The following is a 23,857-nucleotide window of genomic DNA, read 5'->3' on the forward strand; positions in this document are numbered from 1 at the left end:
GCCGGTTCCACTGTCAGGCGAAGCGGCGCAGCCGCAGTGAGTTGCCGACGACGAGGACCGACGAGAACGCCATGGCCGCGCCCGCGATCATCGGGTTGAGCAGGCCGAGGGCGGCCAGCGGGATCGCGGCGACGTTGTAGGCGAACGCCCAGAACAGGTTCTGCTTGATCACCCGCAGGGTCCGACGGGACAGCCGGATGGCGTCGCCGGCGGAGCGGAGGTCGCCGCGTACCAGCGTGATGTCGGCCGCCTCGATGGCGACGTCGGTGCCGGTGCCCATGGCGAGGCCGAGGTCGGCGGTGGCCAGGGCAGCCGCGTCGTTGACCCCGTCGCCGACCATCGCGACGCGCGCGCCGTCCTGCTGGAGCCGTGCGACGACGGCGACCTTGTCGGCCGGCAGGACGTGGGCGACGACGTCGTCCTCGGGGATGCCCACCACTCGGGCCGCCGCGCGAGCCGCGCCCTCGTTGTCGCCGGTGAGCAGGACCGGGCGCAGGCCGAGGGCGCGCAGCTCGGCGACCGCCTGCGCGGAGGTGGCCTTGACCGGGTCGCGCAGGACGAGGACGCCGCGGGGCGAGCCGTCCCACGCGACCATGACGGCGGTCGCGCCGTCGGCCTCGGCGGCAGCGAACGGGCCCTCGAACGAGGTCGGGTCGATGCCCTGGGCCCGCAGCCACGCCGGGCGGCCGACGAGCACGCGCCGCCCCAGGCCGACGCCGGAGTGGGCGGTGCGGACGACGCCGGAGACGCCGTGACCGGCCTCGGCGCGGAAGTCGTGCACCTGGTCGGCGCCGATGACCACGCCGTCGGCGCCGGTCGGCCCCCCCGCACCGGCACCGGCCGCGGCGATGGCCCGACCGATCGGGTGCTCGGCCAGCTGCTCGACGGCGGCGGCGTAGCGCAGGACCTCGTCGACGCCGATCACGTCGACCAGGGCCATCCGGCCCTCGGTCACGGTGCCGGTCTTGTCGAGCACGACCGTGTCGACCGTGCGGGTCTGCTCGAGGACCTCCGGGCCCTTGATGAGGATGCCCAGCTGAGCCCCGCGGCCGGTGCCGACCAGCAGCGCCGTCGGCGTCGCCAGCCCGAGGGCGCAGGGGCACGCGATGATGAGGACGGCGACGGCGGCGGTGAACGCGGCCTGGACGCCTGCTCCGGTGAGCAGCCAGCCGGCGAGGGTGCCCACGGCGAGCACCAGCACGATCGGCACGAAGATCGCGGAGATCCGGTCGGCCAGGCGCTGCACAGGGGCCTTGCCGGTCTGGGCGGTGGCAACGAGCCGACCGATCTGCGCCAGGCGCGTCTCCGACCCGACGCGGGTGGCCCGCACGACGAGCGCGCCGGACGTGTTGAGGGTCGCGCCCGTGACCTCGTCGCCGGGGCCGACGTCGACCGGGACCGGCTCGCCGGTGAGCAGCGAGGTGTCCAGGGCGGAGGTGCCGCGCACGACCACGCCGTCGGTGGCGACCTTCTCGCCGGGCCGGACGGTGAACTCGTCGCCGACCACCAGGCGGTCGACCGGCACGCGCTGCTCCACGCCGCCGACCAGCAACGACACGTCCTTGGCGCCCAGGTCGAGCAGCGCGCGCAGGGCGTCGCCGGCGCGGCGGCGGGAGCGGTGCTCGGCGTACCGGCCGGCCAGCAGGAACGTGGTGACGACGGCGGCGACCTCGAAGTACAGCTCGGGGACGTCCATGCCGCTCGACGCCCGCGGCCACAGCGACGGCGTCATCGTCAGCCCGAGCTCGCCGGCCCCGCCGAACAGGAGCGCCCACAGCGACCAGCCCGTCGCGGCGATGATCCCGATGGAGACGAGCGTGTCCATGGTCGAGGCGCCGTGCCGGGCCGCGCGGAAGGCGGCCCGGTGGAACGGCCAGGCGGCCCAGGTGGCCACCGGCAGCGCGAGGACCGCGACGACCCACTGCCAGCCGGTGAACTGGAGAGCGGGGATCATCGACAGCAGCAGCACGGGGACGGACAGCACGACGGCGACCCGCAGGCGTGAGCGCAGCTCGGTGCCGCGGGCGTCGGTGGGGGCGGACGTGTCCTCGTCGGCGTCCATGTCGTGGCCCGGGGCCATCGTGTGGCCGGAGAGTGCGTGCTCGAACGTGTCCATGTCGTGGTGCATGAACTCGGCGGAGGAGCCGCGGTGCTCGTGCGGCGCCGGCGGCTGGGTCTGGGGGCGCGCGCCGACGACCGTGGCGTCGTACCCGGCGGAGCGCACGGCCGCGACCAGCGCCTCGGTGTCCGGCGCGACCCCGTCGGTCATCGTGACGTGCGCCGACTCCAGGGGCAGGTTCACCGTCGCCTCGACGCCGGGCAGGCGGTTCAGCTTCTTCTCGACGCGCGCCACGCAGGAGGCGCAGGTCATGCCCTCGATCGCGAGGTCGACGGTCTGCGAGGTCACAGCAAGGACCTCCGCGGGGTGACGGCGTAGCCGGCCTCGACGACCGCCTCGGCGATCGCGGCGTCGGCCAGCGGAGCCTGCGAGACGACGGACACCGTGGACGACCCGCCGACCGTCAGCTGGACGGCGACGTCCTGCACGCCGGGCAGCGCGGAGAGCTCGGAGGTGACCGCGGAGACGCAGTGGCCGCAGGTCATGCCGTCGACGCCGAACGTGGTGGTGGTGCTCATGAGGGTTCTCCTTCAGCTACGGACGAGGCGGGCGATGGCGTCGGCGGCTTCCTTGACCTTCGCCGCGCCCTCCTCGGGGGACTGGCGGGCGGCGTCGACGACGCAGTGGGCGAGGTGGTCCTCGACCAGCCCGATGCTCACGGCCTGCAGCGCCTTGGTGACGGCGGCGACCTGCGTGAGGATGTCGATGCAGTACACGTCCTCGTCGACCATGCGGGCGATGCCGCGGACCTGCCCCTCGACGCGGCGCAGACGCTTGAGGTAGTCGTCCTTGGCGTCGGTGTAGCCGTGCATGGGGGGCCTCTTTCGTCGGCGAGCGGGTGCCTCTCTCGCAACACGATACCCCTAGGGGGTATTCCTTGGGCGGTCGGGGGGCACAATCGCTGCATGCGGGTCTCGGCGAAGGCGGACTATGCGGTGCGGGCGTGCGCCGAGCTGGCGGCGTCCCCGCACGGCGACCCGGTGCGCGCCGACGACCTGGCGGTCGGGCAGCAGCTGCCGGTCGCGTTCCTCGAGAGGATCCTCGGGGACCTGCGCCGCGGCGGGGTCGTCGCCAGCATCCGCGGGCGCTCGGGCGGGTACCGCCTGGCACGGCCCGCCGACGAGATCACGCTCGCTGACATCATCCGCGCGGTCGACGGACCGCTGGTGACCGTGCGCGACGAGCGGCCGACCGCGCTCGAGTACGGCGGGTCGGCGCAGGCGCTGCTCGAGGTGTGGGTGGCGCTACGGGTGAGCGTCCGCGACGTGCTCGACCAGGTCACGCTCGCCGGTCTGGTCTCGGGCGAGCTTCCGCCGACCGTGCACGAGCTGGCCGCCCGGCACGACGCCTGGGTCAACCCGTAGGTCGGCGGGACTACTCCGTCGGAGCCGTCGCCTGGGCGGCGGCGCGGACGGCGGCAGGCAGGGCGGAGACGATCCGGTCCACCGCGGCGTCGTCGTGGGCGGCGGACACGAACCACGCCTCGAACGGCGACGGCGGCGCGTAGACCCCGGACTCGAGCAGCGAGTGGAAGAAGGGCGCGTACCGCCACGACTCGGTGGCCTTGACGGCGTCGTAGTCGCGGGCGCCGTGCAGGGCGGCGTCGGCACCGAAGAACGTGCTGAACAGGTTGCCGGCCCACTGGATCGCGTGCGGGAGGCCCTCCGCGGACAGCGCGGCACCCAGCTCGGCTCGCAGCTGCGCGGAGACGGCGTCGACGGTCGCGTACACCGACTGGTCCGCGAGGCGCAGCGTGGCCAGGCCCGCGGCCGTCGCCACCGGGTTCCCGGACAGCGTGCCCGCCTGGTAGACGGGGCCGACGGGGGCCAGCAGCGCCATGACGTCCCGGCGCCCACCGACCGCGGCGACCGGCAGTCCGCCGCCGATGACCTTGCCGAACGTGTAGAGGTCGGCCGCCCAGCCCTCGCGCAGGCCCTCGAGCCCCCACCAGCCGGAGTAGCCGACGCGGAAGCCCGTGAGCACCTCGTCCTGGATGAGCAGCGCGCCGTGCTCGAGCGTCAGGCGGCGCAGCGAGGCGTTGAAGCCCGGCAGCGGCGGCACGACGCCCATGTTGGCGGGGGCGGCCTCGGTGATGACGGCGGCGATGCGCTCGCCGTGCTCGTGGAACGCGGCCTCGATGGCCTCGAGGTCGTTGTACGGGACGACGATCGTCTCGGCGGCCACCGCGGCGGAGACGCCGGCGGAGTCGGGCAGGCCCAGCGTCGCGACGCCGGACCCGGCCGAGGCCAGCAGCGCGTCGACGTGGCCGTGGTAGCAGCCGGCGAACTTCACGACGAGGTCGCGGCCCGTGTAGGCCCGCGCGAGCCGGAGCGCGGTCATGGTCGCCTCGGTGCCCGTGGAGACCAGGCGCACCTTCTCGGCCGGGGGGATCCGGGAGCGGATCTCGTCGACCAGCTCGATCTCGGTGGTGGTCGGGGCGCCGAAGCTCAGGCCGCGCCCGGCCGCCTCGCGGACCGCCTCGACCACCTCGGGGTGCGCGTGGCCCAGGAGCGCCGGGCCCCAGGAACCGACCAGGTCGACGTACTCGTTGCCGTCGACGTCGGTGACGTACGCGCCCTGCGCGGACGCGAGGAAGCGGGGCGTGCCGCCGACGTTGCCGTAGGCCCGCACGGGAGAGTTGACGCCGCCGGGGATGACGGCCTGCGCGTGCGCGAACGCTGTGGCGCTGTTCGCGGAGCTCACGGTCGCTGCCGAGGTGGTGACACTCATCAGATCTCCTCTGCCAGCCAACCGGCCAGCTCTGTCGCAGAGTACGTGAGTACGTGATCGGCACCGGCGCGCCGGATGCTGAGCACGGACTCGAGGATCGCCCGTCTGCGCTCGATCCAGCCTCGCGCGGCGGCGGCCTCGATCATCGCGTACTCCCCCGACACCTGGTAGGCCGCGACCGGGACCGTGGACATGGCGGCCACGTCGGACAGGATGTCGAGGTACGCCAGGGCCGGCTTGACCATGACGATGTCGGCGCCCTCGGCCAGGTCGATCTCCACCTCACGGACGGCCTCGCGGCGGTTCGCCGGGTCCATCTGGTACGTGCGGCGGTCGCCCTCGAGCTGCGACTCGACGGCGTCGCGGAACGGGCCGTAGAACGCGGACGCGTACTTGGCGGCGTAGGCCAGCACGGCGACGTCCTCGCGACCCGCGGCGTCCAGGGCGTCCCGCACGTACCCGACCTGGCCGTCCATCATGCCGCTCAGCCCGACGACGTGGGCGCCCGCGGAGGCCTGCGCGAGCGCCATCTCGGCGTACCGGACCAAGGTCGCGTCGTTGTCGACGGCCCCCGACGCGGTGAGCACGCCGCAGTGGCCGTGGTCCGTGAACTCGTCGAGGCAGAGGTCCGCCTGCACGACGAGCGCGTCGCCCACCTCGGCGATCGTGTCCGCGATCGCGAGGTTGAGGATCCCGTCGGGGTCGGTGGCCTGCGAGCCGACCGCGTCCCGCACGGTGGGGATGGCGAAGAGCATGACGCCGCCGAGCCCCGCGCCGGCGGCCTCGGCGACCGCCTTGCGCAGCGAGTCGCGCGTGTGCTGGAGGACGCCCGGCATCGAGCTGATCTCGTGCGGCTCGGTGAGCCCCTGCTTGACGAACACCGGCAGCACCAGCTGCGCGGCGTCCAGGCGCGTCTCCGCGGTCAGCCGGCGCAGCGCCGGGGTGGCGCGCAGGCGGCGGGGGCGGATGCGGCGTGCGTCCGACATCAGAGCTCCTCGGGGCTGGGGATCGGGCCCGGCAGGACGGTCACGACCGCGCGGGTCAGGGCGTCGACCATGCCGAGCATCGTCTGCTCGGTCGCGACGCCGGCGAGCGGGAGGCCCAGGCGCGCAGCCTCGGCGGCGGTGGACGGGCCGATGCCGATCATCAGGGTGCTGGTGGGCGGCGGCCCCAGTCGTGCCGCCAGCTCGCGGACCGTGCTGGCCGACGTGAGCAGGGCCGCACGGATGGTGCCGTCGGCCCAGGCCTCGCGGACGTCGTCGGGCGGTGGCGCGGCAGGCACCGTGCGGTAGGCGACGACGTCGGTGACCTCCCACCCGCGCGCCCGCAGGCCGTCGGTGACCGTGGCCGCGGCCAGGTCGCCGCGGGGGAACAGCACCCGCGCCGGCTCGGTCGGCTCGGGCCACGAGTCGACCAGCGCCCTGGCGGTCGACGAGCCGCGGGGGACCAGGTCCGGCTCGACCCCGGCCTCGCGCAGGGCGCGGGCGGTGCCCGGGCCGACGGCGGCGACCCGCACGTGCCCGTCGGCGATCAGCTGCGTGAGGCTCCCGGCGCTCTCCTGCGCGCGGTCGACCAGCACGGGGACCGCCGCCGCGCTGGTGACGACGAGCCAGGAGTACCAGCCGCTCTCCAGCGCCAGCAGCGCGTCGTCCAGCTCGGTCGGGTCCTCGGGCGGGACGGTCTCGATGAGGGGCACGACGACGGCCTCGGCACCCGCGGCGGCCAGCGCGACGACCGCGGGACTGCGACCGGCGACCGGTCGGGGGACCAGGACGCGCCACCCCGCCAGGGGCAGCGTGGGCGGCGCGCTCATCGGACCGCCCCGAGCTCGGCGAGGTCGGCGGCGCCGTCGGCCAGCAGGATGTCGGCCAGCTCGACGCCGAGGCGGTGGGCGTCGTCGACGCTGTCGGTGCCCAGGCCGGTGCTGATGCCCCGGCGCAGGGTGGCTCCGCCGTCGGGCCGCGCGACCACCGCATCGAGGTGCAGCGTCCGGCCGTCGTCGGCCAGCTGCCCCCACGCACCGATCGGCGCCGCGCAGCCGGCCTCGAGGCGGCCGAGCAACGCCCGCTCGGCGACGACCGCGAGGCGGGTCGGGCGGTGGTCGAGGCCACGCAGCGCCGCGGCGAGCGGGTCTCCGGGCGCCAGGTCGGCGCGCACCTCGACCGCCAGCGCGCCCTGCCCGGGGGCCGGGGCCATGACCTCGGGCGTGAAGACCTCCGTCACGGCGTCGAGCCGCCCCAGCCGGGCCAGGCCGGCGCGGGCGAGCACCACCGCGTCGAGGTCGCCGGGGCCGGTCGTCGAGCCCGCGACGCGACCGAGCCGGGTGTCGACGTTGCCGCGGATGTCGACGACGACGACGTCGGGGCGCGCGGCGAGCAGCTGCGCGGCCCGGCGCGGGGAGCCCGTGCCGATCATCGCGCCCGAGGGCAGCAGGTCCAGCGTCAGCAGGTCGCGGGCGCACAGGGCGTCGGCCGGGTCCTCGCGCGGGGGGACGGCGCCGAGCAGCAGGCCATCGGGGTCGCCGGTCGGCAGGTCCTTGAGCGAGTGGACGGCGACGTCGCAGCGGCCGTCGAGCAGTGCGTCCCGCAGGGCGGTCACGAAGACGCCGGTGCCGCCCAGGCTCTGCAGCGAACCGGTCAGGCGGTCGCCGTCCGTGCGGATGTGGACGGTCTCGAGGGTGAGGTCGCCGCGCCCGAGGATGGCGAGGGCGTCGACCACGTGGCCGGTCTGCGTGAGCGCGAGCGCGCTCGCACGGGTCCCGACGCGCACGTGCTGAGGCATGCCGTCAGTCTCCCCCTCTCGCGCGGGGATGTCGAAGTGCGCGAATTGCCGTGACGGGGTCGTGACAATCTGTCAGAAAATAGTGCGGGACAATGTGACCCACGGCATTCTTGCACCGCTTGCCGACGCGTTGTCAGAAAATGCGCGAGCTAATGTCTCAGAGCAGGGACCGGGCGGCCGCGCGGGCATCCGGCACCACGGACGCGAGCCCGTTGCCCGCCACCCAGGCACCGCACACCGCGACCCCGTCCCGGTCGCCCACGGCGTCGCGGACCGCACGCACGACGGCCTGGTGCGCGGCGCTCGGCCGTGGGAGCGCCTGCGTCCACCGGACGACCGCGTGGCCCACCAGCTGGTCCCTGGTCAGCGGCACGCCCAGCAGCGTCGCCGCGTCGCGCAGCGCCAGGTCGACGTCGGGCTCGGTGACCGTGCCGGCGCGGCCGTACGAGAGGCGCACCACGTGCCGGCCCGGACCGGCGACCTGCGCCAGCCACGCCCACTTGGCGGTCGCGTGCGTGAGCGCCTTAGCGGTCACGTCGGCGGCCTCGCGGGCGACGAGCACGCCGGTGCCGCGCGGTGCGGCGTCGAGCGCAGGGGCGTCGAGAACCAGCGTCACCAGCGTCACCGCGGCGCCGGGGTCGGGTTCGCCCACCCCGGCGAGGTCCAGCAGGGTGACCGCAGACGGCGTCGCGAGGACGAGCCTCGGCGCGTCGTGCGGGCCGGCCGACTCGACCCGCCAGCCCTCTGCGGTCCGGGTCAGTCCGGTGACCGTCGAGCCCGTGCGCACCGTGCCGCCGTGGTCCTCGATGTCGGCGACGAGCGCGTCGACCAGGACGTGCAGCCCGCCCTCGATGCCCTGCACCGCGGAGCCGGCCGGGGCGGAGGCGCGCAGTCGCCGCACCGCCCGCGCCAGCGACCCGCGCTGCGCCTCGAGGGCGGCGAGCAGCCCGGGAGCCACCGCGTCGACCGCGAGATCGTCGGGGTCGGCCGCGTGCACGCCGCCGACGATCGGTCGCACCAGCCGGTCCAGCACGCGCGTGCCCATCCGCCGCCGGACGAGCCCCCCGAGCGTGGGGTCCGAGGAGCGCGGCAGCACCAGGTCGAGGCTCGCGCGGGCGGCGCCGACCCACCCGAGCGTGCGTCGGACGTCGGCGGCCCACGGGTGCGCGGGGATGCCGAGCAGCCCCGTGCGCGGCAGCGGCCCGTCGCCGTGCGGGAGGTGGACCCAGGAGCCGCGGGGCTCCGGCGTCCGGACGCTCCCCGCCAGCCCCAGCTGGCCCAGCAGCTCGGCGACCGTGCCGCCGCGGGTGGCGAACGACTCCGCGCCGGAATCGAGCCGCAGGCCGGCCACCGTGTGCCCGGCGACGGCCCCACCAGGGGCGTCGCGCTCCTCGAGCACCAGCGTCCGCAGCCCCGCGCGGGCCAGCTCGCGGGCCGCGACCAGGCCCGCGATCCCGCCGCCGACGACGATCGCGTCCGTGCTCACCGGGTGCTCATCAGATCCGGTGGACCAGCTCGGCTACGCGGGTCAGGACGGTCGGGTCGGTCTCGGGCGGCACGCCGTGGCCCAGGTTCACCACGTGCCCGGGGGCCACCGAGCCGCGCGCGACGACGTCGCGGACGTGCGCCTCCAGCACCGGCCACGGGGCCGCGAGGAGGGCCGGGTCGATGTTGCCCTGCAGCGGCGTCGTGCCGCCCAGCCGGCGGTTCGCCTCGTCCAGCGGCAGCCGGTAGTCGACGCCGATCACGTCCGCGCCGACGTCCCGCATGGCGCCCAGCAGCTCGCTGGTGCCGGTGCCGAAGTGGACCTTGCGCACGTCCAGGTCGGCGACGTGGCTCAGCGCGCGGGCCGACGCGGGGGCGACGTGCGCGGTGTAGTCGGCGAGCCCGAGCGAGCCGGCCCAGGAGTCGAACAGCTGCGTCGCGCTCGCGCCGGCGAGCACCTGCGCCCGCAGGAACGCGCCGGTGACGTCGGCCGCCCACTCGGTCAGGGCAGCCCAGGTGGCCGGGTCCGCGTGCATGAGGGTGCGGGCCGCCAGGTGGTCGCGCGACGGACCGCCCTCGACCAGGTACGCGGCGAGCGTGAACGGCGCACCGGCGAAGCCGATCAGCGGCGTGTAGCCGAGCGCGTCGGCCGTGAGCGCCACGCCGTCGGACACCGGGCGCAGGGCCTCGGCGGTCAGCGGGCCCAGGTCGCGCAGCCGGGCGACGTCGTCGGCGGTCCGGACGGCCGAGCCCATCACCGGCCCGACGCCCGGCTTGATCTCCACGTCGACGCCGGCCAGCTTGAGGGGCACGACGATGTCGGAGAAGAAGATCGCGGCGTCCACGTCGTGCCGGCGCACCGGCTGCAGGGTGATCTCGCTGGCGAGCGCCGGGTCCAGGCAGGCGTCGAGCATCGCGGTGCCCTCCCGGGCCGCCCGGTACTCCGGGAGCGACCGTCCGGCCTGCCGCATGAACCAGACGGGGCGCCGCGCAGGCTGCTCGCCGGAATATGCGCGCACCAAGGAAGAATTCTTCGTGCGGCCGTCGACGAGGGGGTGCGCGGAAGGAAGGTTCACGCGTTCGATTGTGCCGGACAATTGTCGAGATGATTAACTCGGGGACGTGGTGCTGCTGTCCCTCGCCGCCAGTCACCACGACCTCGACCTCGAAGTGCTGGAACGTCTCTCGTCGGACGTCCAGGCCGTCGCGTCCGAGCTCGTGGGCTCGACGGCCCACAGGTTCGTCTCGGGTGCCGTCGTCCTGGCGACGTGCAACCGGTTCGAGCTGTACCTCGAGGTCGACGACGCCGAGCACACGTCGTCGGTGCGTGACGCCGCAGCCACCGCGGTGGCCGGCCGCTCCGGCTACACGCCCGAGCAGGTCTCCGGCCACCTGCGGGTCCGCGCGGGCACCGACGCCGCCGAGCACCTCTTCTCCGTCGCCAGCGGCCTCGACTCGATGGTCGTCGGCGAGCGCGAGATCGCCGGGCAGGTCCGCCGCGCGCTGACCAGCGCCCGCCGGGAGCACACCACCACCTCGGGCCTCGAGTCGCTGTTCCAGGCGGCCTCCCGGGTCTCGCGCACCGTCGAGAGCCGCACCGGCCTCGGCGCCACCGGCCGTTCCGTGGTCGGTGTCGCGCTCGACATCGCCGAGCAGCACCTGCCCGACTGGCCGTCCGTCCGCTGCGTGCTCATCGGCACCGGGTCCTACGCGGGCGCGTCCCTGGCCGCCCTCAAGGCCCGCGGCGCCGGCGACATCCGGGTGTTCTCCGCCTCCGGCCGCGCGGGGGCGTTCGCCGCGGCCCGCGGGGTCCGCGCCCTGCCGTCCTCGGCCGACCTCGCCGCCGAGGTGTCCGACGTCGACCTGGTCGTCGCCTGCAGCGGCGCCGCCGGTGCCGTGCTGGGTGTCGACGCCCTCGCCGCGGCCCGCGCGTCGTCGTCGGCCTCGCTCACCGTCGTGGACCTGGCGCTGCGGCACGACGTCGACCCGGGCGTCCGCTCCCTGCCCGGCGTCCGGCTGGTCAGCCTGCACACCGTCGCCGAGCACGCCCCCGCCGAGCACGCAGCCGTCCGGACCGCCCACGCCGTCGTCGCCGCCGCGGCCGAGGACTACGAGGCCGACCGCCGGGTCCGCGACTGGAACCCCGCGGTCGTCGCCGAGCGGACCCGCGTTCTGGGCGGGCTGGAGGCGGGGCTCAGCGCGCTGCCCGACCGGGACGAGAGGGCCGAGCGGGCCCTGCGCCGCCGCACCCGCGCGGCGCTGCACGCCCCGACGGTCAGGGCCCGTGAGGCAGCCCGCGCCGGCGACTCGACGACGTACGCGGCGGCCCTGGCCGAGCTGGCGTCGATCCCGGTCCCCGCGCTGACCTAGAGAGCGTGCCAGGCCTGGACGGGGGGGAGGGCCAGGCCCGGCACGCGTCCCTCGAGAGTCACGGCGTCGTTGGCGTGACCCTGGTCGGGAACCCTCGGGGTGGAGCGCTCAGGAACGCACCACCTGCTGCTGGGGAGCAGCAGCAGGCCCGGGGGCCCAGGTGTGGGGGACCACCTGGTTGGTCTGGATGTCGGTGAGCTCGGCGGCGTAGACGATGCCCTCGTAGACGCCGGCCTCGACGCGGTTCAGGTGCAGGCGCTCGGCCCGCTCGATGTCGTCGCCGAGGTGGGAGATGCGGGCGACGACGTACCGCTGCGCGTCCTGCCACTGGTCGACGACGCGCACGTGCAGACCGTTCCAGCGGGCCGTCAGGTCGAGCTCGAACAGCTCGGTGACGTCCTCGCGGGCGACCCGCCGGTACCAGCGTCCCGACGGCGACTGGTGGAACCCGGTCTCCGCGAGGGGCGGGTTGGCCAGCGCGAGGACCACCGTGTGGCCACCGTCGACGACGTCGGCCTCGAGGTACGCGCCGTGCCACTTGGCGACGGGGCCGACGCAGCGCGACAGGGACGCGAGCGACGGGCGGGGGGCGCCGAGCTGCGTGACGGTCCAGCCGGCGCCGACGTCTCCGTAGCGCGCCAGCAGGGTCGAGGTGCCGTTGTCGTAGACGCGGACGAGCTCGGCGCCCGGGGGGATCCGCGAGTGGCGCAGCCACCACAGCGGGAGGATGTAGCCGGGGACGTCGCGGTACTGGAGCTGGGGCGACGACTCGAACCGCAGCACGTCGATCGAGCGGTCGTACGGGCTGAACGGCGAGCCCTCGTACCCGAGGCCGTGCACCTCGAACAGCTGCGCCGGAGTCGTCGCAAAGGCGACGTCCTCGGCGCGCACGACATATCCCGCCAGGCGGTCATGGCCCGCGGTGAGGTGAGCGCGGGTGAGCGCTGGCGTGATCGCCTTCTGCATGAGCGTCACGATGGGCATCCTTGCCAAGAAGTCGGGTGATGCGGAGGAACGGGGACGAATCAGGCGCGTCGGTGCACGATTGTGCAGCGCGTATAGGACCCGTGTCCAGGAGAGTTCACTCATCCGTATGAAGATGCAGGTCAGGCGCCCTGAGAGCGGTCCCGTCGAAGCGATTCGCATCTGCATGGCCGGCGTGCAGAAGGTGGTCGTCCGACGCCCTGCGTTCACCCGTTCGCCATGCGGGGGTCACACGTCGAGGTAGCCGACCAGATCCTGGGCGATGCCGGTGTACGAGGCAGGCGTGAGCTCCGCGAGGCGCGCCGCGACGTCGTCGGGCAGCCCGAGGCCGCCGATGAACTCGCGCATGTCCGCCGCCGTCAGACGGCGGCCGCGGGTCAGCTCCTTGAGCCGCTCGTACGGGTTCTCCATGCCGGTGACGCCCGCGACGGACGCGGCGCGCATGGCGGACTGGACGGGCTCGCCCAGCACCTCCCAGTTCTCGTCGAGCTCGCGCGCCAGCAGGACCGTGTCGACGGACAGCGCGCGCAGCCCGCGGGCCACGTTGTCGATGGCCAGCAGCGAGTGCCCGAACGCCGGGCCGATGTTGCGCTGCGTGGTCGAGTCGGTGAGGTCGCGCTGCAGGCGGCTGGTGACCAGCGTGCTCGCCAGGGTGTCCAGCAGGGCGCTCGACAGCTCGAGGTTGGCCTCGGCGTTCTCGAACCGGATCGGGTTCACCTTGTGCGGCATGGTCGAGGAGCCGGTCGCACCGGCCACGGGGATCTGGATGAAGACGCCGCGGGAGATGTAGGTCCACACGTCGGTGGCCAGGTTGTGCAGCACGCGGTTGAACCGGGCGACGTCGGCATAGAGCTCGGCCTGCCAGTCGTGCGACTCGATCTGCGTGGTCAGCGGGTTCCACGTCAGGCCCAGGTGCTCGACGAACGCCTTGCTGACCGCGGGCCAGTCCGCGCCGGGGACCGCGACGACGTGGGCGCCGTACGTGCCGGTCGCGCCGTTGAGCTTGCCCAGGTACTCGTCCCCGGAGATGCGCGTGAGCTGGCGCCGGAGCCGGTGCGCGAGGACCGCCAGCTCCTTGCCGAGCGTCGTGGGCGTCGCCGGCTGCCCGTGCGTGAGCGCGAGCATCGGCTGGTCCTTCAGCTCGAGCGCGAGCGCGGCGACCTGGTCGACGAGGTTCGTCGCCGCCGGCGCCCAGACCTCCCGTACCGCACCCCGGACCATCAGTGCGTACGACAGGTTGTTGATGTCCTCGCTGGTGCACGCGAAGTGCACCAGCTCGCCCACCTGGTGCAGCGCGGACCCCTCGGGCGCGGCGGACAGGCGGCTCTTGAGGAAGTACTCGACCGCCTTGACGTCGTGGACGGTGATCTTCTCGATGGCCGCGAGCTCGGCGACCTCGTCGGGCCCGAAGGTCGCGACGACGTCGCGGAGGTGCTGCTCGTCCGCCGCCGTCAGCGTCGGCGCGCCCGGGACCACCTGGTTCTGCGTCAGGTGGATCAGCCACTCGACCTCGACGTGCAACCGCTCGCGGTTCAGGGCCGCCTCGCTCAGGTGGTCCACCAGCGGCGCGACCGCACCGCGGTAGCGACCGTCGAGCGGGCCGAGGGCGATGGGGGGCGTGACGTCCGCGAGCGTGACACGAGAGGGCATGGCGTCATCATCCCAGAGCGCGGGGACGTGGATCGGCAGGCCCTGCAGGTGCTGCCCGCTCAGTAGCCTGTGCGGACCGGCGGTGCCCGTCGGTCCAGGACGACGAGGAGCAGGGTGGCGACGCAGGCGCGCAGGCCGGGTGCGGGGCTCCTCGTCGGTGCGTTCGTCGTCGTGGCCGTGCTCGGGGCGGCGCTGGCCGGGCCGTTCCGGCTGTCGCAGCGCAGCGTGTCGCAGGGCCCGTTCGACGTGCCGACCTTCACGGCGGGGAACAACACGTCCACCCCGCAGCCGGCCAGCACGGACGCCGCGGCCCAGCTGCCCGCCGGCGCGGAGAAGTGGTTCTACCTGCTGGTCCTCATCCTCATCGGCGCGATCCTGGTGATCGGGGTCTGGATCCTGGGGAACTGGATCCGGCGGTTCCGAGAGGCGCGGATGCCCCTCGAGACCGACGACATGGACCCCGACGTCGAGCTGGACGGGGACGTGCTGGACAGTGCGACGCCGGCGCTGCGCGAGGGGGTCCGACGGGCGTCGCAGGTGCTCGAGGACGAGGTACCGCCCGGGGATGCCGTCATCGCGGCGTGGGTGGCGCTGGAGACGGCGGCCGGACGCAGCGGGCTGGTGCGCGACCGGGCGCAGACGGCCACGGAGTTCACGGTGGAGGTCCTCGACGCCACGCGCGCCGACCCGGGGGCCACGCGTCACCTGCTCGAGCTGTACCTCGCGGCGCGATACTCCGAGCACCGGCTGACCAGGGACGACGTCGTGCAAGCCCGGGAGAGCCTCGCGGCGATCGCCGACGACCTGGCGCGGCGGGGTGACGAGCCGTGAGGCGGCTCGAGTGGCGCCCGCTCGTGGGCTTCGCCGTCGGGTCCGCCGGCGGCTGGGCCTTCGGCCTGACGCTGTTCGCCTCCGCGCTCGTCGGGCTGCTCGGGGCCGCCGCCGTGCTGCTGCTCACGCGCGTGGACGGGACGCCCGACCCCGGCTGGGACCGCGAGCACTACCTGCGTCGGCACGGCGCCCGCGGCGAGGTGCAGGACCTGGCGTGGGCGATGGTGGCCCGCGACGGCCGGGTCGGCGAGCGGGTGCTGCGGCGGCTCAAGGAGGTCGCCCACCACCGGCTCGCTCGCCACGGCCTCACGCTGGAGGAGGCCGAGCCGCTCCTCGGAGCCCGCGCCGTCAGGACGCTGACGCGCACGAAGTCCCCGCTGCCGTCCCTCGCGGACGTGCGGCACACCCTCGACGTGCTCGACCGCCTCGGGCCCACCCGGAGCGCGCAGACCGACGAACCGACGGACGAACCCAGGAGCCCGCAGCCATGAACACCACCCTGACCGTCGCGCAGGTCGCCGACCGCGGGGGCGCGGTCCTTGACGAGGTCTCGACGCTCGTCGTCGGCATGCACGAACCCCTCAAGGTCGCGCTCGCGGCCATCCTCGGCGGCGGGCACGTGCTGTTCGAGGACGTCCCGGGCCTGGGCAAGACGCTCGCCGCGCGCAGCCTGGCGACCGCCCTCGGGCTGGAGTTCCGGCGCGTGCAGTGCACGCCCGACCTGCTCCCCTCGGACATCACCGGGTCCAGCGTCTTCGACCCGTCCACGGCGAGCTTCGCGTTCCGGCCGGGGCCCGTGTTCGCGGGCCTGCTGCTGGCCGACGAGATCAACCGGACCGCCCCGAAGACGCAGTCGGCGCTGCTGGAGGCCATGGCGGAGCGGCAGGTCACGGTCGACGGCGAGACCTATCCGCTGCCGGACCCCTTCCACGTCGTCGCCACGTCGAACCCGGTGGAGTACGAGGGCACGTACCCGCTGCCGGAGGCGCAGCTCGACCGGTTCATGGTTCGCATCGCGGTCGGCTACCCGGACCGGGACGGCGAGGTCGACGTGCTCTCGCGGCGGCTGGCCCGGCGGCAGGAGATGGGCTCGGTGCGGACGGTCGTCGATGCCGCCACGCTGCGCGCGATGCAGGCGGGCGTCGAGGCCGTGACGGTCGACGGCGACATCCTGCGGTACTGCGTGGACCTCGCGGCGGCGACCCGGGCGCACGACGCGGTCGAGGTGGGGGCGTCGCCGCGCGGCTCCCAGGCGCTGGTGCTGGTCGCGCGCTCGCTCGCGGTGCTGTCCGGCCGGGACTTCGTCACGCCGGAGGACGTCAAGGCGGCCGCGGTGCCCGCGCTGGCGCACCGGCTGTCGCTGACCCCGCAGGCGTGGGCGACCGGCACGGCGCCGCAGGGCGTGGTCGCGGACGTGCTGAGCCGGGTCCCCGGGCCGACGACGGCGCGCCGGGGATGACCTGGGTCCGCGCGCGGGCGGCGGTCGCCGGGGTCGTCGTCGGCCTCGTGCTCGTCGTCGTCGGCGCGCTGGTGGGACGGGCAGACGTCGGGGTGCTCGGCGCCGCGCCGCTGGTCGCCGGCATGCGGGACTGGCGTCGCCGGCCCGCGGCGCAGCCGACCGTGCGGCTCCAGGCGTCCGACGCGACGGCCCAGCCGGGGACGCTGCGCGCCGACGTCGTGGTCGAGACGCCCGGGAGCGCGCTGCTCGGCGTGCGGCGCGGGTCCAGCGACGTGGCCGAGGCGTGGGTGGTCGTCGACGGCAGGCGCACGGTCCCGCTCGTCGTGCACACGGTCCGCACCGGTCCGCAGCAGGTCGCGTCCGTGGACGTGCAGGGCGTCGGACCCGGTGCCGCCAGCGTGTCCGAGCCGTCGGCCCCCTCCTCCCGTTCGGCGCTCGTGCTCTCCGCGCCGCGCCCGCTCGACGCGCTGCCGCTGCCGCCGCGCCTGCGCGGGCTGACCGGCGCGCACGAGTCGCGACGGCCCGGCGAGGGCGGCGGCCTGCGGGACGTGCACCCGTTCGCGCCCGGTGACCGGCTGCGCCGCATCGACTGGCGCGTCACGGCTCGTCGGGCACCCGACCTGCACGAGCTCTACGTCCGCCGCGAGCACGCGCTGGCCGAGGCGGTCGTGGTGCTCGTGGTCGACTCCCGCGACGACGTCGGCCCCGACCCGATGACCTGGCGCGGCTCGATCCCGCCGCGGGCGCAGGACCCGACGTCGCTGGACCTCGCCCGGCAGGCCGCCGCCTCGGTCGCGCAGGGGTTCCTCGGCCTCGGCGACCGCGTCGGACTCGACGACCTCGGCGCCCTCCGTCGCCCCCTGCCCCCCGGCGGCGGCCGACGGCAGCTGGACCGGATCCGGCACGCGCTGGCGCTCACCCGACCCGAGGGCGACCCGCTGCGTCGGCTGCGCGCGCCGCAGGTCCCGTCGGGCGCGCTCGTCGTCCTCTTCTCGACGTTCCTCGACGACGAGGCGGCGCTCGTGGCGTCGGTCTGGCGGCGTGCCGGGCACCGCGTGATCGCGGTCGACGTCCTGCCGACCCTGCGCGAGCGGGCTCTGGGCGACCGCGAGAAGCTCGCGATGCGGCTGATCATGATGGCCCGCGAGGACCGGCTGGCCGAGCTGGCCGACCTCGACATCGAGCTGGTGACCTGGCGGGAGGCGCCCGGCGTCGCGCTCACGGCGCTCGCCCGGCGGGCGCAGCGGCGGGCGGGGGCGTCGCGATGACCGAGGCCACGCTCGACCTGGTCCGGCCCGTGCCCGCGTGGGTGCTCCGCGGGGTGCTCGCGCTGCTCGCGGCCGGGACTCTCGTCGTGGCGTTCGTCGGCCCCGGGCCGCGGGCGCACTGGCTCCTGGTCGGCGCGCTCGTCGCGCTGGTCACCGCGACCGTCCTGCAGCCCGGTGTCGGGACCGCCGCGGTCGTCGTCGCCGCGGCGGCCACGCGGGTGCTGGTGGGCGACCCACCGGCGCTCGGCGTCCTCATGGCCCTCGTGCTGCTGGTGCACCTGACCCTGTGGCTCGGGGCGTTCGCGGCCCGGACCTCGTGGCGGACGCAGGTCGAGCTGGCCGTGGTGGGACGCGGGCTGCGCGACGTGGCTGTCGTGCAGGTCGGGGTCCAGGTGCTGACGGTCGTCGCGACGCTGCTGGTCGGTGTCCGGCTGGGTGACGGGGACCTCTGGCGGGCGGTGGCGCTGGTGGCGGCGATCGTGGCGACGGCCGCCCTGCTCCCGCGCGCCCCGTCGTAGCCGTCCACAGCCCCGGCCGTGCACAGCTGCCCCGGCCGGCTCACCATGCCGGCTCGTAGCGTCCCGGCATGCAGATCGAGCGAGCGACCCCCGAGGTGCTCCGGGCGCTGGACGACGTCGAGGCCGCGCACCGGTTGCTGCTCGGCGCGTCCCAGGTGGAGTGGGAGTCGGGGGCGGCGGACCGGTTCCGCGGCGCGCTGGCCGAGGCGCAGGTGCTGGTCCGTGAGGTGCGGGCGGCCATCGGACTGACGCTGCGGCCGGTGGCGGCGGCCGACGCGGACCCGCGTGCCGCCGTCGCGCTGGTCGGCTCGGGAGGGAGGTGAGCGCCTCGGGCTGGAGCACCGGCTACCGCGTCGCCGGTGGCGCCGGGCCGACGGCCGTCGACCTCGAGGAGCTGGCCCTCGCGTGCCGTCGTTTGAGCGACGCGGCGGACCGGCTCGACGCTGCGGCCTGGTTCCTCACCCGGGCCGCGCAGGCGTGCGACGGCCTGAGCTCGACGGCCCTCGAGGCCCGCTACGCGCTCGACGCGGCGCGGCACGGCCGCGGCTCCCCGTGGCGGGCCGCCGACCGGCTGCGCGGGCTCTGCGCCGCGCTGCACCGGGTGGTCGACCTGTACACGGAGGCCGAGTCGACGGCGCACCGGCTGCTGCGGGTGCTGGTCGTCGACGCGGCGGGGCGCCTGGGGGAGGTGCCGGTCGTGGCGGCGCTGCTCGGCGGGGTCGCCGCGGTGGCTGCCGCGGGCGTCGTCGGCGGCAGCGCGACGCGGACCCTGCTCCTGGGGCGGCCCGACCCGGTGCTCGCCGGGGTGGGCTCGATGGCGGCCGACCTGCCCGACGGGCTCACCGCGGACGGCCGTGCCGAGCTCGAGGTGCTCGCGCTCGCGGCCTTCGTCCGGTCGTCGCAGCGCGGCATCCAGGTGCCGACGCTGCGGCCCGTGCCGGGCGGTACCGCGGCCCTGGTCGGGGCGGTTCCACCCGCCGGGCCGACCGCCGTGCTGGTCCGCGCCGACCCACCCCAGCTGCCGGCGCCGAGGACGACCGCGGCGGTGCTGGCGAACGTGGCGAGCAGCTACTCGTCGCCCGCGGGACTTCCGGGTACGCCGCAGGGCGTCATCTCCGTGCAGCAGCTCACGCACCCCGACGGCACGCGGGCGTGGGTGGTCGAGATCCCCGGCACGGAGAGCTGGCGCCCCAACGCGACGACGCCGATGGACCTGACCAGCAACGGCCGGCTGCTCGCCGGGATGCCGGACGACATGACGGACGCCGTCCTGACGGCGATGCGGCTCTCCGGCATCGCCCCCGACGAGCCGGTGATGCTCGCCGGCCACAGCCAGGGCGGCATGGCCGCGATGTCCGTGGCGGCAGCGGCCGGGAGCGCCTACGCGATCCGGGCGGTCGTCACGGCGGGCACCCCCGACATCCCCCGCCCGGTCCCCGGCGGGGTGGAGGTGCGGCACTACCGGCACGACGAGGACCGGGTGCCCGACGCGGACGGCGTCCCCGACCGGCCCGGCCCGCACGTCACGGTGGTGACCCGCGAGCTCGGGGCGACCGGCGGCCCGGTCGACGCCTCGGTCGAGGAGGCGCACTCGGTGACCCGGTACGTCGAGACGGCGGCCCGTGCGGACGAGGAGCTGTCCGGCAGCCCGGGCATGCGGGCGTTCGACGACGCGGCCGGGTCGGTGCTGGGTCCGCCCGGGACGACAGCGGTGACGCGGCAGTTCCAGGCGACGCGGGACCCGACGGTGGTCGCGACGCAGCCGCCGCAGCTGTGGCCTAGTAGCTGACCTCGGCGGAGTACTGCCGCGTCCGGTTCCCGGGGATGAGCACCGAGAGGACCAGGCTCACGACGGCGATGATGATGCCGGCCCAGCAGGCGACGCCGAAGTTGTCGATCCGCAGACCCCAGCTCGTCGCCTCCGTGATCCACGCCGTGAGCATGAGCATCAGGGCGTTGACCACGATGGTGAACAGGCCGAGCGTGAGGATGTAGAGCGGGATCGACAGGAACGCGACGATCGGCTTGACGATCGCGTTGACGATGCCGAACACCAGCGCGATCAGCAGGATGATCCCGAGCTGCTGCCAGCCGGTGTCGGCACCGACGATCGAGAGCCCGGGCAGGATCAACGTCGCGAGCCAGATGGCGACACCGTTGATGAGGACGCGGAGCAGGAAGGCCATGAGTCGATCCTGCCACCGGTCGCGCGGGCCCGGTTCGCGGCGCGCTGCCCGATTGGTCCGTCGCCAGCGGTCCGCTCGACCGGGTGGATCGCGCGGGCGGTGGCATGCTGACCCCCGTGACTCGCGTCCCCCTCCGCCAGGCGCTCGCCGACCTTCCGCCGTACGTCCCCGGGGCGCGCATCCCGGTGGGTGCGGCCGCGTACAAGCTCTCCTCCAACGAGAACCCGTACCCGCCGCTGCCGTCGGTGGTGCTGGCGATCTCGGACGCCGCCGAGGACGTGAACCGGTACCCGGACATGTACGCCACCGAGCTGACCGGCGCGATCGCGGCGTCCCTGGGTGTCACGCCGGAGAACGTCGTGACGGGCTGCGGCTCGGTCGCCGTGCTGGGCCACGTGCTCACCGCGGTCTGCGAGCCGGGCGACGAGGTCGTCGTGCCGTGGCGGTCGTTCGAGGCCTACCCGATCGCCGTGACCTTGGCCGGCGCGACCGGCGTGATGGTGCCGGTGGGCGACGACGGGCGGCTCGACCTCGAGGCGATGGCCGCCGCGGTGACGCCTCGCACCAAGGTGGTGCTGGTGTGCACCCCGAACAACCCGACCGGTCCGGCGGTGCATGCCGACGAGCTGGCGACGTTCCTCGACGCGGTGCCCAAGGACGTCCTCGTGGTGCTCGACGAGGCGTACGTCGAGTTCGTCCGCGACCCGCAGGCGCCGGACGGGCTGGCGGTCTTCGCCGCCCACTCCAACGTCGTGCTCCTGCGCACGTTCTCCAAGGCGTTCGGGCTCGCCGGCCTGCGGGTGGGCTACGCGGTGGCGCGCCCCCGCCTGGCCGCGGGGATCCGTGCGGCGTCGACGCCGTTCGGGGTCTCGCACGTCGGGCAGATGGCGGCGCTGGCGTCCCTGCGCGCGACGTCGGAGCTGATGAGCCGCGTGGACTCGATCGTCGCGGAGCGTGCGCGGCTGCTGTCCGGGCTGCGGAACCAGGGCTGGTCCGTGCCGGACAGCCAGGCCAACTTCGTCTGGCTCCCGCTGGGCGACCAGGCTGCGACCTTCGCGGAGCGGACGGGCCGGGCCGGGGTGCTCGTGCGACCGTTCGCGGGCGACGGGGTCCGGGTGAGCGTCGGCGAGCCGGAGGCGACCGACCTGCTCCTCGAGGTCGCCGCGGAGTGGCTCGCTCGCTGAGCCTCCCGGGGGAGGTGTAGACAATCCACAAGGGCGTGCGTCGACGGTTGTCGGCGTCGTTCGCGCGCAACCTACGGTGCCGTAGCCTACGCTGACGTAGGTTGCGAGAGTGACCCCCGCGCGGCCCACCGCCGCTGCACCGCGAAGGAGGACCGCGTGGTCCCGAACAGCCCCCTGACCGACGACGGTCTCGTCCAGCTGCTGACCCCCACCGGCCGGCGCACGGCTCATCCCGACTACGACTCCTACATCGCGCACCTCGACGCCGACGCGCTGCGCGGCCTGTACCGCGACATGGTGCTGGTCCGCCGGTTCGACAACGAGGCGACGTCGCTGCAGCGGCAGGGCGAGCTGGCCCTCTTCGCGCAGAGCCTGGGCCAGGAGGCCGCGCAGATCGGCTCCGGCCGCGCGCTCGCGCCCCAGGACCAGGTGTTCCCCAGCTACCGCGAGCACGGGGTCGCCCACACGCGCGGCGTCGACCTGGCCGAGGTGCTGCGGCTGTTCCGCGGCATCGACCACGGCGGCTGGGACCCGCTCGCCCACGGCTTCCACCTGTACACGCTGGTCATCGGCTCGCACACCCTGCACGCCACCGGCTACGCGATGGGTCTGCAGCGCGACGGCGCCGTCGGCTCGGGCGACCCGGACCGGGACGCGGCGGTCGTCACCTACTTCGGCGACGGGTCGACCTCGCAGGGCGACGTCAACGAGGCGCTCGTCTTCGCCGCGGTGAACAACGCGCCGGTCGTCTTCTTCTGCCAGAACAACCAGTGGGCGATCTCCGAGCCGACCAGCCGGCAGTCCCGCGTGCCGCTGGCCGACCGCGGCCCGGGCTTCGGCATCCCGAGCGTCCGCGTCGACGGGAACGACGTCCTGGCCACGTACGCGGTGACCGCGGGGGCGCTGGAGCGCGCGCGGACCGGCGGCGGGCCCACGTTCATCGAGGCGTTCACCTACCGGATGGGCGCGCACACCACCTCCGACGACCCGAGCCGCTACCGGTCGGCCGCCGAGGAGGAGTACTGGCGCCAGCGCGACCCGATCGACCGCCTGCGCCTGCACCTGGAGGAGCGCGGCGAGCTGTCGGAGGAGTTCCTGGACGGGCTCGCGGCCGAGGGCGACGCCCTGGGCGAGCGGATCCGCACCACGGTCCGCGGCATGGGTCGCCCGTCGGCGGCCTCGATGTTCGAGCACGTCTACGCCACCCCGCACTCGGTGGTGGAGTCCGAGCGGGCGTGGTTCGAGGCCTACGAGGCATCGTTCCTGGATGCCGGCCAGTCCGGTGAGAGGAGCCACCGATGACCACCATGACGTTCGCCAAGGCGATCAACCTGGGCCTGCGCAAGTCGCTCGAGCAGAGCCCGAAGGTGCTGCTCATGGGCGAGGACATCGGCGCGCTCGGCGGGGTGTTCCGGGTGACGGACGGCCTGCAGAAGGACTTCGGCGGCGACCGGGTGGTCGACACCCCGCTGGCGGAGTCCGGCATCGTCGGCACCGCGATCGGCCTCGCGCTGCGGGGCTACCGCCCGGTGTGCGAGATCCAGTTCGACGGGTTCATCTTCCCGGCGTTCGACCAGATCACCACGCAGCTGGCCAAGATGCACTACCGGTCGAAGGGCCGGCTCACCCTGCCCGTCGTCATCCGCGTGCCCTACGGCGGCGGCATCGGCGCGGTCGAGCACCACAGCGAGTCGCCCGAGGCGCTGTTCGCGCACACCGCCGGCCTGCGGGTGATCAGCCCGTCGTCGCCCGCCGACGCGTTCTCGATGATCCAGCAGGCCATCGCGTCGCCGGACCCCGTCCTGTTCTTCGAGCCCAAGGGCCGGTACTGGGAGAAGGGCGAGGTCGACGTCGACGCCGCCATCGACGCTCCGCACCCCGCGCTCGACACCGCGAAGGTGCTCCGTGCGGGCACCGACGTCACCGTCGTCGCGTACGGCCCCACCGTGCAGACCGCGCTCAAGGCGGCCGAGACGGCCGCGGCCGAGGGGACGAGCGTCGAGGTGGTCGACCTGCGGACCCTGAGCCCGCTCGACACGGCGACCGTGGCCGCGTCGGTCCGGCGCACCGGTCGCTGCGTCGTCGTGCACGAGGCCCCGGTGCTCTACGGCACCGGCGCCGAGGTGGCCGCGCGCATCACCGAGGAGTGCTTCTACCACCTCGAGGCGCCCGTGCTGCGCGTCGGCGGCTTCCACACGCCGTACCCCGTCGCCAAGATCGAGCACGACTACCTGCCCGGGCTCGACCGCGTCCTCGACGCCGTCGACCGCTCGCTGGCCTTCTGAGGAGACG

24 protein-coding genes are annotated in these 23,857 nt (G+C 74.8%); 12 read left to right on the top strand and 12 right to left on the bottom strand.

The genetic code is table 11. The features are described 5' to 3' along the window. Positions 1 to 13: 13 nt before the first annotated feature. From AC1DWH_RS12445 to AC1DWH_RS12455, 3 genes are read right to left on the bottom strand one after another with little or no spacing between them, the layout of a single operon-like run. Positions 14 to 2,371 carry a heavy metal translocating P-type ATPase gene (locus tag AC1DWH_RS12445; protein ID WP_477093970.1) on the bottom strand — a complete coding sequence of 786 codons (2,358 nt, stop codon included), beginning with the start codon at positions 2,369 to 2,371 and terminating at the stop codon, positions 14 to 16. Between the two features lie 32 nt (positions 2,372 to 2,403). Further along, positions 2,404 to 2,637: a heavy-metal-associated domain-containing protein gene (locus AC1DWH_RS12450; protein ID WP_477093933.1), complete on the bottom strand. Its 234-nt coding sequence runs from the start codon at positions 2,635 to 2,637 to the stop codon at positions 2,404 to 2,406. Between the two features lie 12 nt (positions 2,638 to 2,649). After that, positions 2,650 to 2,931, bottom strand: a complete 282-nt coding sequence (locus AC1DWH_RS12455; protein WP_146927746.1) for a metal-sensitive transcriptional regulator — start codon at positions 2,929 to 2,931, stop codon at positions 2,650 to 2,652. A 93-nt stretch (positions 2,932 to 3,024) separates the two neighbouring features. Between AC1DWH_RS12455 and AC1DWH_RS12460 the strand changes: the two genes are divergently transcribed. Further along, positions 3,025 to 3,483, top strand: a complete 459-nt coding sequence (locus tag AC1DWH_RS12460) for an RrF2 family transcriptional regulator (RefSeq protein WP_456843837.1) — start codon at positions 3,025 to 3,027, stop codon at positions 3,481 to 3,483. A 10-nt stretch (positions 3,484 to 3,493) separates the two neighbouring features. Here the strand turns inward: AC1DWH_RS12460 and hemL are convergent, their stop codons facing one another. The 6 genes from hemL to hemE form a co-directional block, all read right to left on the bottom strand. Continuing rightward, the gene (hemL, locus tag AC1DWH_RS12465) at positions 3,494 to 4,849 is read right to left on the bottom strand and encodes a glutamate-1-semialdehyde 2,1-aminomutase (RefSeq protein WP_477093934.1); all 1,356 of its coding nucleotides are present in this window, start codon (positions 4,847 to 4,849) and stop codon (positions 3,494 to 3,496) included. Next, entirely contained in the window at positions 4,849 to 5,835 is a 987-nt protein-coding gene (gene hemB, locus AC1DWH_RS12470; protein WP_477093935.1) for a porphobilinogen synthase, read from the bottom strand. Before hemB ends, hemL begins: the two co-directional genes overlap by 1 nt. Next, on the bottom strand, positions 5,835 to 6,662 hold the full coding sequence (locus tag AC1DWH_RS12475) for a uroporphyrinogen-III synthase (RefSeq protein WP_477093936.1): 828 nt from the start codon (positions 6,660 to 6,662) through the stop codon (positions 5,835 to 5,837). The genes hemB and AC1DWH_RS12475 overlap by 1 nt, the downstream gene beginning before the upstream one ends. After that, positions 6,659 to 7,630, bottom strand: a complete 972-nt coding sequence (gene hemC, locus AC1DWH_RS12480) for a hydroxymethylbilane synthase (protein ID WP_477093937.1) — start codon at positions 7,628 to 7,630, stop codon at positions 6,659 to 6,661. Before hemC ends, AC1DWH_RS12475 begins: the two co-directional genes overlap by 4 nt. Before the next feature lie 157 nt (positions 7,631 to 7,787). Then, positions 7,788 to 9,116 carry a protoporphyrinogen/coproporphyrinogen oxidase gene (locus tag AC1DWH_RS12485; protein ID WP_477093938.1) on the bottom strand — a complete coding sequence of 443 codons (1,329 nt, stop codon included), beginning with the start codon at positions 9,114 to 9,116 and terminating at the stop codon, positions 7,788 to 7,790. Between the two features lie 10 nt (positions 9,117 to 9,126). Then, the gene (hemE, locus tag AC1DWH_RS12490) at positions 9,127 to 10,191 is read right to left on the bottom strand and encodes a uroporphyrinogen decarboxylase (RefSeq protein ID WP_477093939.1); all 1,065 of its coding nucleotides are present in this window, start codon (positions 10,189 to 10,191) and stop codon (positions 9,127 to 9,129) included. Positions 10,192 to 10,237: 46 nt separating this feature from the next. Between hemE and AC1DWH_RS12495 the strand changes: the two genes are divergently transcribed. Further along, a complete protein-coding gene (locus tag AC1DWH_RS12495) occupies positions 10,238 to 11,485 on the top strand; it encodes a glutamyl-tRNA reductase (protein WP_477093940.1) in 1,248 nt (415 codons plus the stop codon). A gap of 108 nt (positions 11,486 to 11,593) precedes the next feature. Here AC1DWH_RS12495 and AC1DWH_RS12500 read toward each other — a convergent pair whose 3' ends face one another. Next, positions 11,594 to 12,469 (bottom strand): hypothetical protein, encoded by an 876-nt coding sequence (locus tag AC1DWH_RS12500; protein ID WP_477093941.1) that lies wholly within the window; start codon positions 12,467 to 12,469, stop codon positions 11,594 to 11,596. Positions 12,470 to 12,697: 228 nt separating this feature from the next. Further along, positions 12,698 to 14,119: an adenylosuccinate lyase gene (purB, locus tag AC1DWH_RS12505; RefSeq protein ID WP_477093942.1), complete on the bottom strand. Its 1,422-nt coding sequence runs from the start codon at positions 14,117 to 14,119 to the stop codon at positions 12,698 to 12,700. Positions 14,120 to 14,233: 114 nt separating this feature from the next. Here purB and AC1DWH_RS12510 point away from each other — a divergent pair, with 114 nt between their 5' ends. The 7 genes from AC1DWH_RS12510 to AC1DWH_RS12540 all read left to right on the top strand — a co-directional run bounded on the left by AC1DWH_RS12510 (position 14,234) and on the right by AC1DWH_RS12540 (position 19,984). Next, positions 14,234 to 14,950: a DUF4129 domain-containing protein gene (locus AC1DWH_RS12510; protein ID WP_477093943.1), complete on the top strand. Its 717-nt coding sequence runs from the start codon at positions 14,234 to 14,236 to the stop codon at positions 14,948 to 14,950. Further along, positions 14,947 to 15,441, top strand: a complete 495-nt coding sequence (locus tag AC1DWH_RS12515) for a hypothetical protein (RefSeq protein ID WP_477093944.1) — start codon at positions 14,947 to 14,949, stop codon at positions 15,439 to 15,441. Before AC1DWH_RS12510 ends, AC1DWH_RS12515 begins: the two co-directional genes overlap by 4 nt. Then, a complete protein-coding gene (locus tag AC1DWH_RS12520) occupies positions 15,438 to 16,409 on the top strand; it encodes an AAA family ATPase (protein WP_477093945.1) in 972 nt (323 codons plus the stop codon). Before AC1DWH_RS12515 ends, AC1DWH_RS12520 begins: the two co-directional genes overlap by 4 nt. Next, the gene (locus AC1DWH_RS12525) at positions 16,406 to 17,677 is read left to right on the top strand and encodes a DUF58 domain-containing protein (RefSeq protein ID WP_477093946.1); all 1,272 of its coding nucleotides are present in this window, start codon (positions 16,406 to 16,408) and stop codon (positions 17,675 to 17,677) included. Before AC1DWH_RS12520 ends, AC1DWH_RS12525 begins: the two co-directional genes overlap by 4 nt. Next, on the top strand, positions 17,674 to 18,195 hold the full coding sequence (locus AC1DWH_RS12530) for a hypothetical protein (RefSeq protein ID WP_477093947.1): 522 nt from the start codon (positions 17,674 to 17,676) through the stop codon (positions 18,193 to 18,195). The genes AC1DWH_RS12525 and AC1DWH_RS12530 overlap by 4 nt, the downstream gene beginning before the upstream one ends. A 68-nt stretch (positions 18,196 to 18,263) precedes the next feature. Next, a complete protein-coding gene (locus AC1DWH_RS12535; protein WP_477093948.1) occupies positions 18,264 to 18,518 on the top strand; it encodes a hypothetical protein in 255 nt (84 codons plus the stop codon). Continuing rightward, the gene (locus AC1DWH_RS12540; protein ID WP_477093949.1) at positions 18,515 to 19,984 is read left to right on the top strand and encodes a hypothetical protein; all 1,470 of its coding nucleotides are present in this window, start codon (positions 18,515 to 18,517) and stop codon (positions 19,982 to 19,984) included. The genes AC1DWH_RS12535 and AC1DWH_RS12540 overlap by 4 nt, the downstream gene beginning before the upstream one ends. On the opposite strand, the gene AC1DWH_RS12545 is transcribed toward AC1DWH_RS12540, so the two are convergent. Continuing rightward, positions 19,974 to 20,381 carry a phage holin family protein gene (locus AC1DWH_RS12545; RefSeq protein WP_456845395.1) on the bottom strand — a complete coding sequence of 136 codons (408 nt, stop codon included), beginning with the start codon at positions 20,379 to 20,381 and terminating at the stop codon, positions 19,974 to 19,976. The genes AC1DWH_RS12540 and AC1DWH_RS12545 overlap by 11 nt on opposite strands. A gap of 104 nt (positions 20,382 to 20,485) precedes the next feature. On the opposite strand from AC1DWH_RS12545, the gene hisC reads away from it, so the two are divergent. From hisC to AC1DWH_RS12560, 3 genes are all read left to right on the top strand, one after another. After that, positions 20,486 to 21,565, top strand: coding sequence for a histidinol-phosphate transaminase (hisC, locus tag AC1DWH_RS12550; protein ID WP_477093950.1), 1,080 nt, complete (start codon positions 20,486 to 20,488; stop codon positions 21,563 to 21,565). Between the two features lie 156 nt (positions 21,566 to 21,721). Further along, the gene (pdhA, locus tag AC1DWH_RS12555) at positions 21,722 to 22,867 is read left to right on the top strand and encodes a pyruvate dehydrogenase (acetyl-transferring) E1 component subunit alpha (RefSeq protein WP_477093951.1); all 1,146 of its coding nucleotides are present in this window, start codon (positions 21,722 to 21,724) and stop codon (positions 22,865 to 22,867) included. Next, a complete protein-coding gene (locus tag AC1DWH_RS12560) occupies positions 22,864 to 23,850 on the top strand; it encodes an alpha-ketoacid dehydrogenase subunit beta (RefSeq protein ID WP_477093952.1) in 987 nt (328 codons plus the stop codon). Before pdhA ends, AC1DWH_RS12560 begins: the two co-directional genes overlap by 4 nt. Positions 23,851 to 23,857 lie beyond the last annotated feature (7 nt).

This window comes from Cellulomonas sp. P2_F12 (assembly GCF_056403775.1).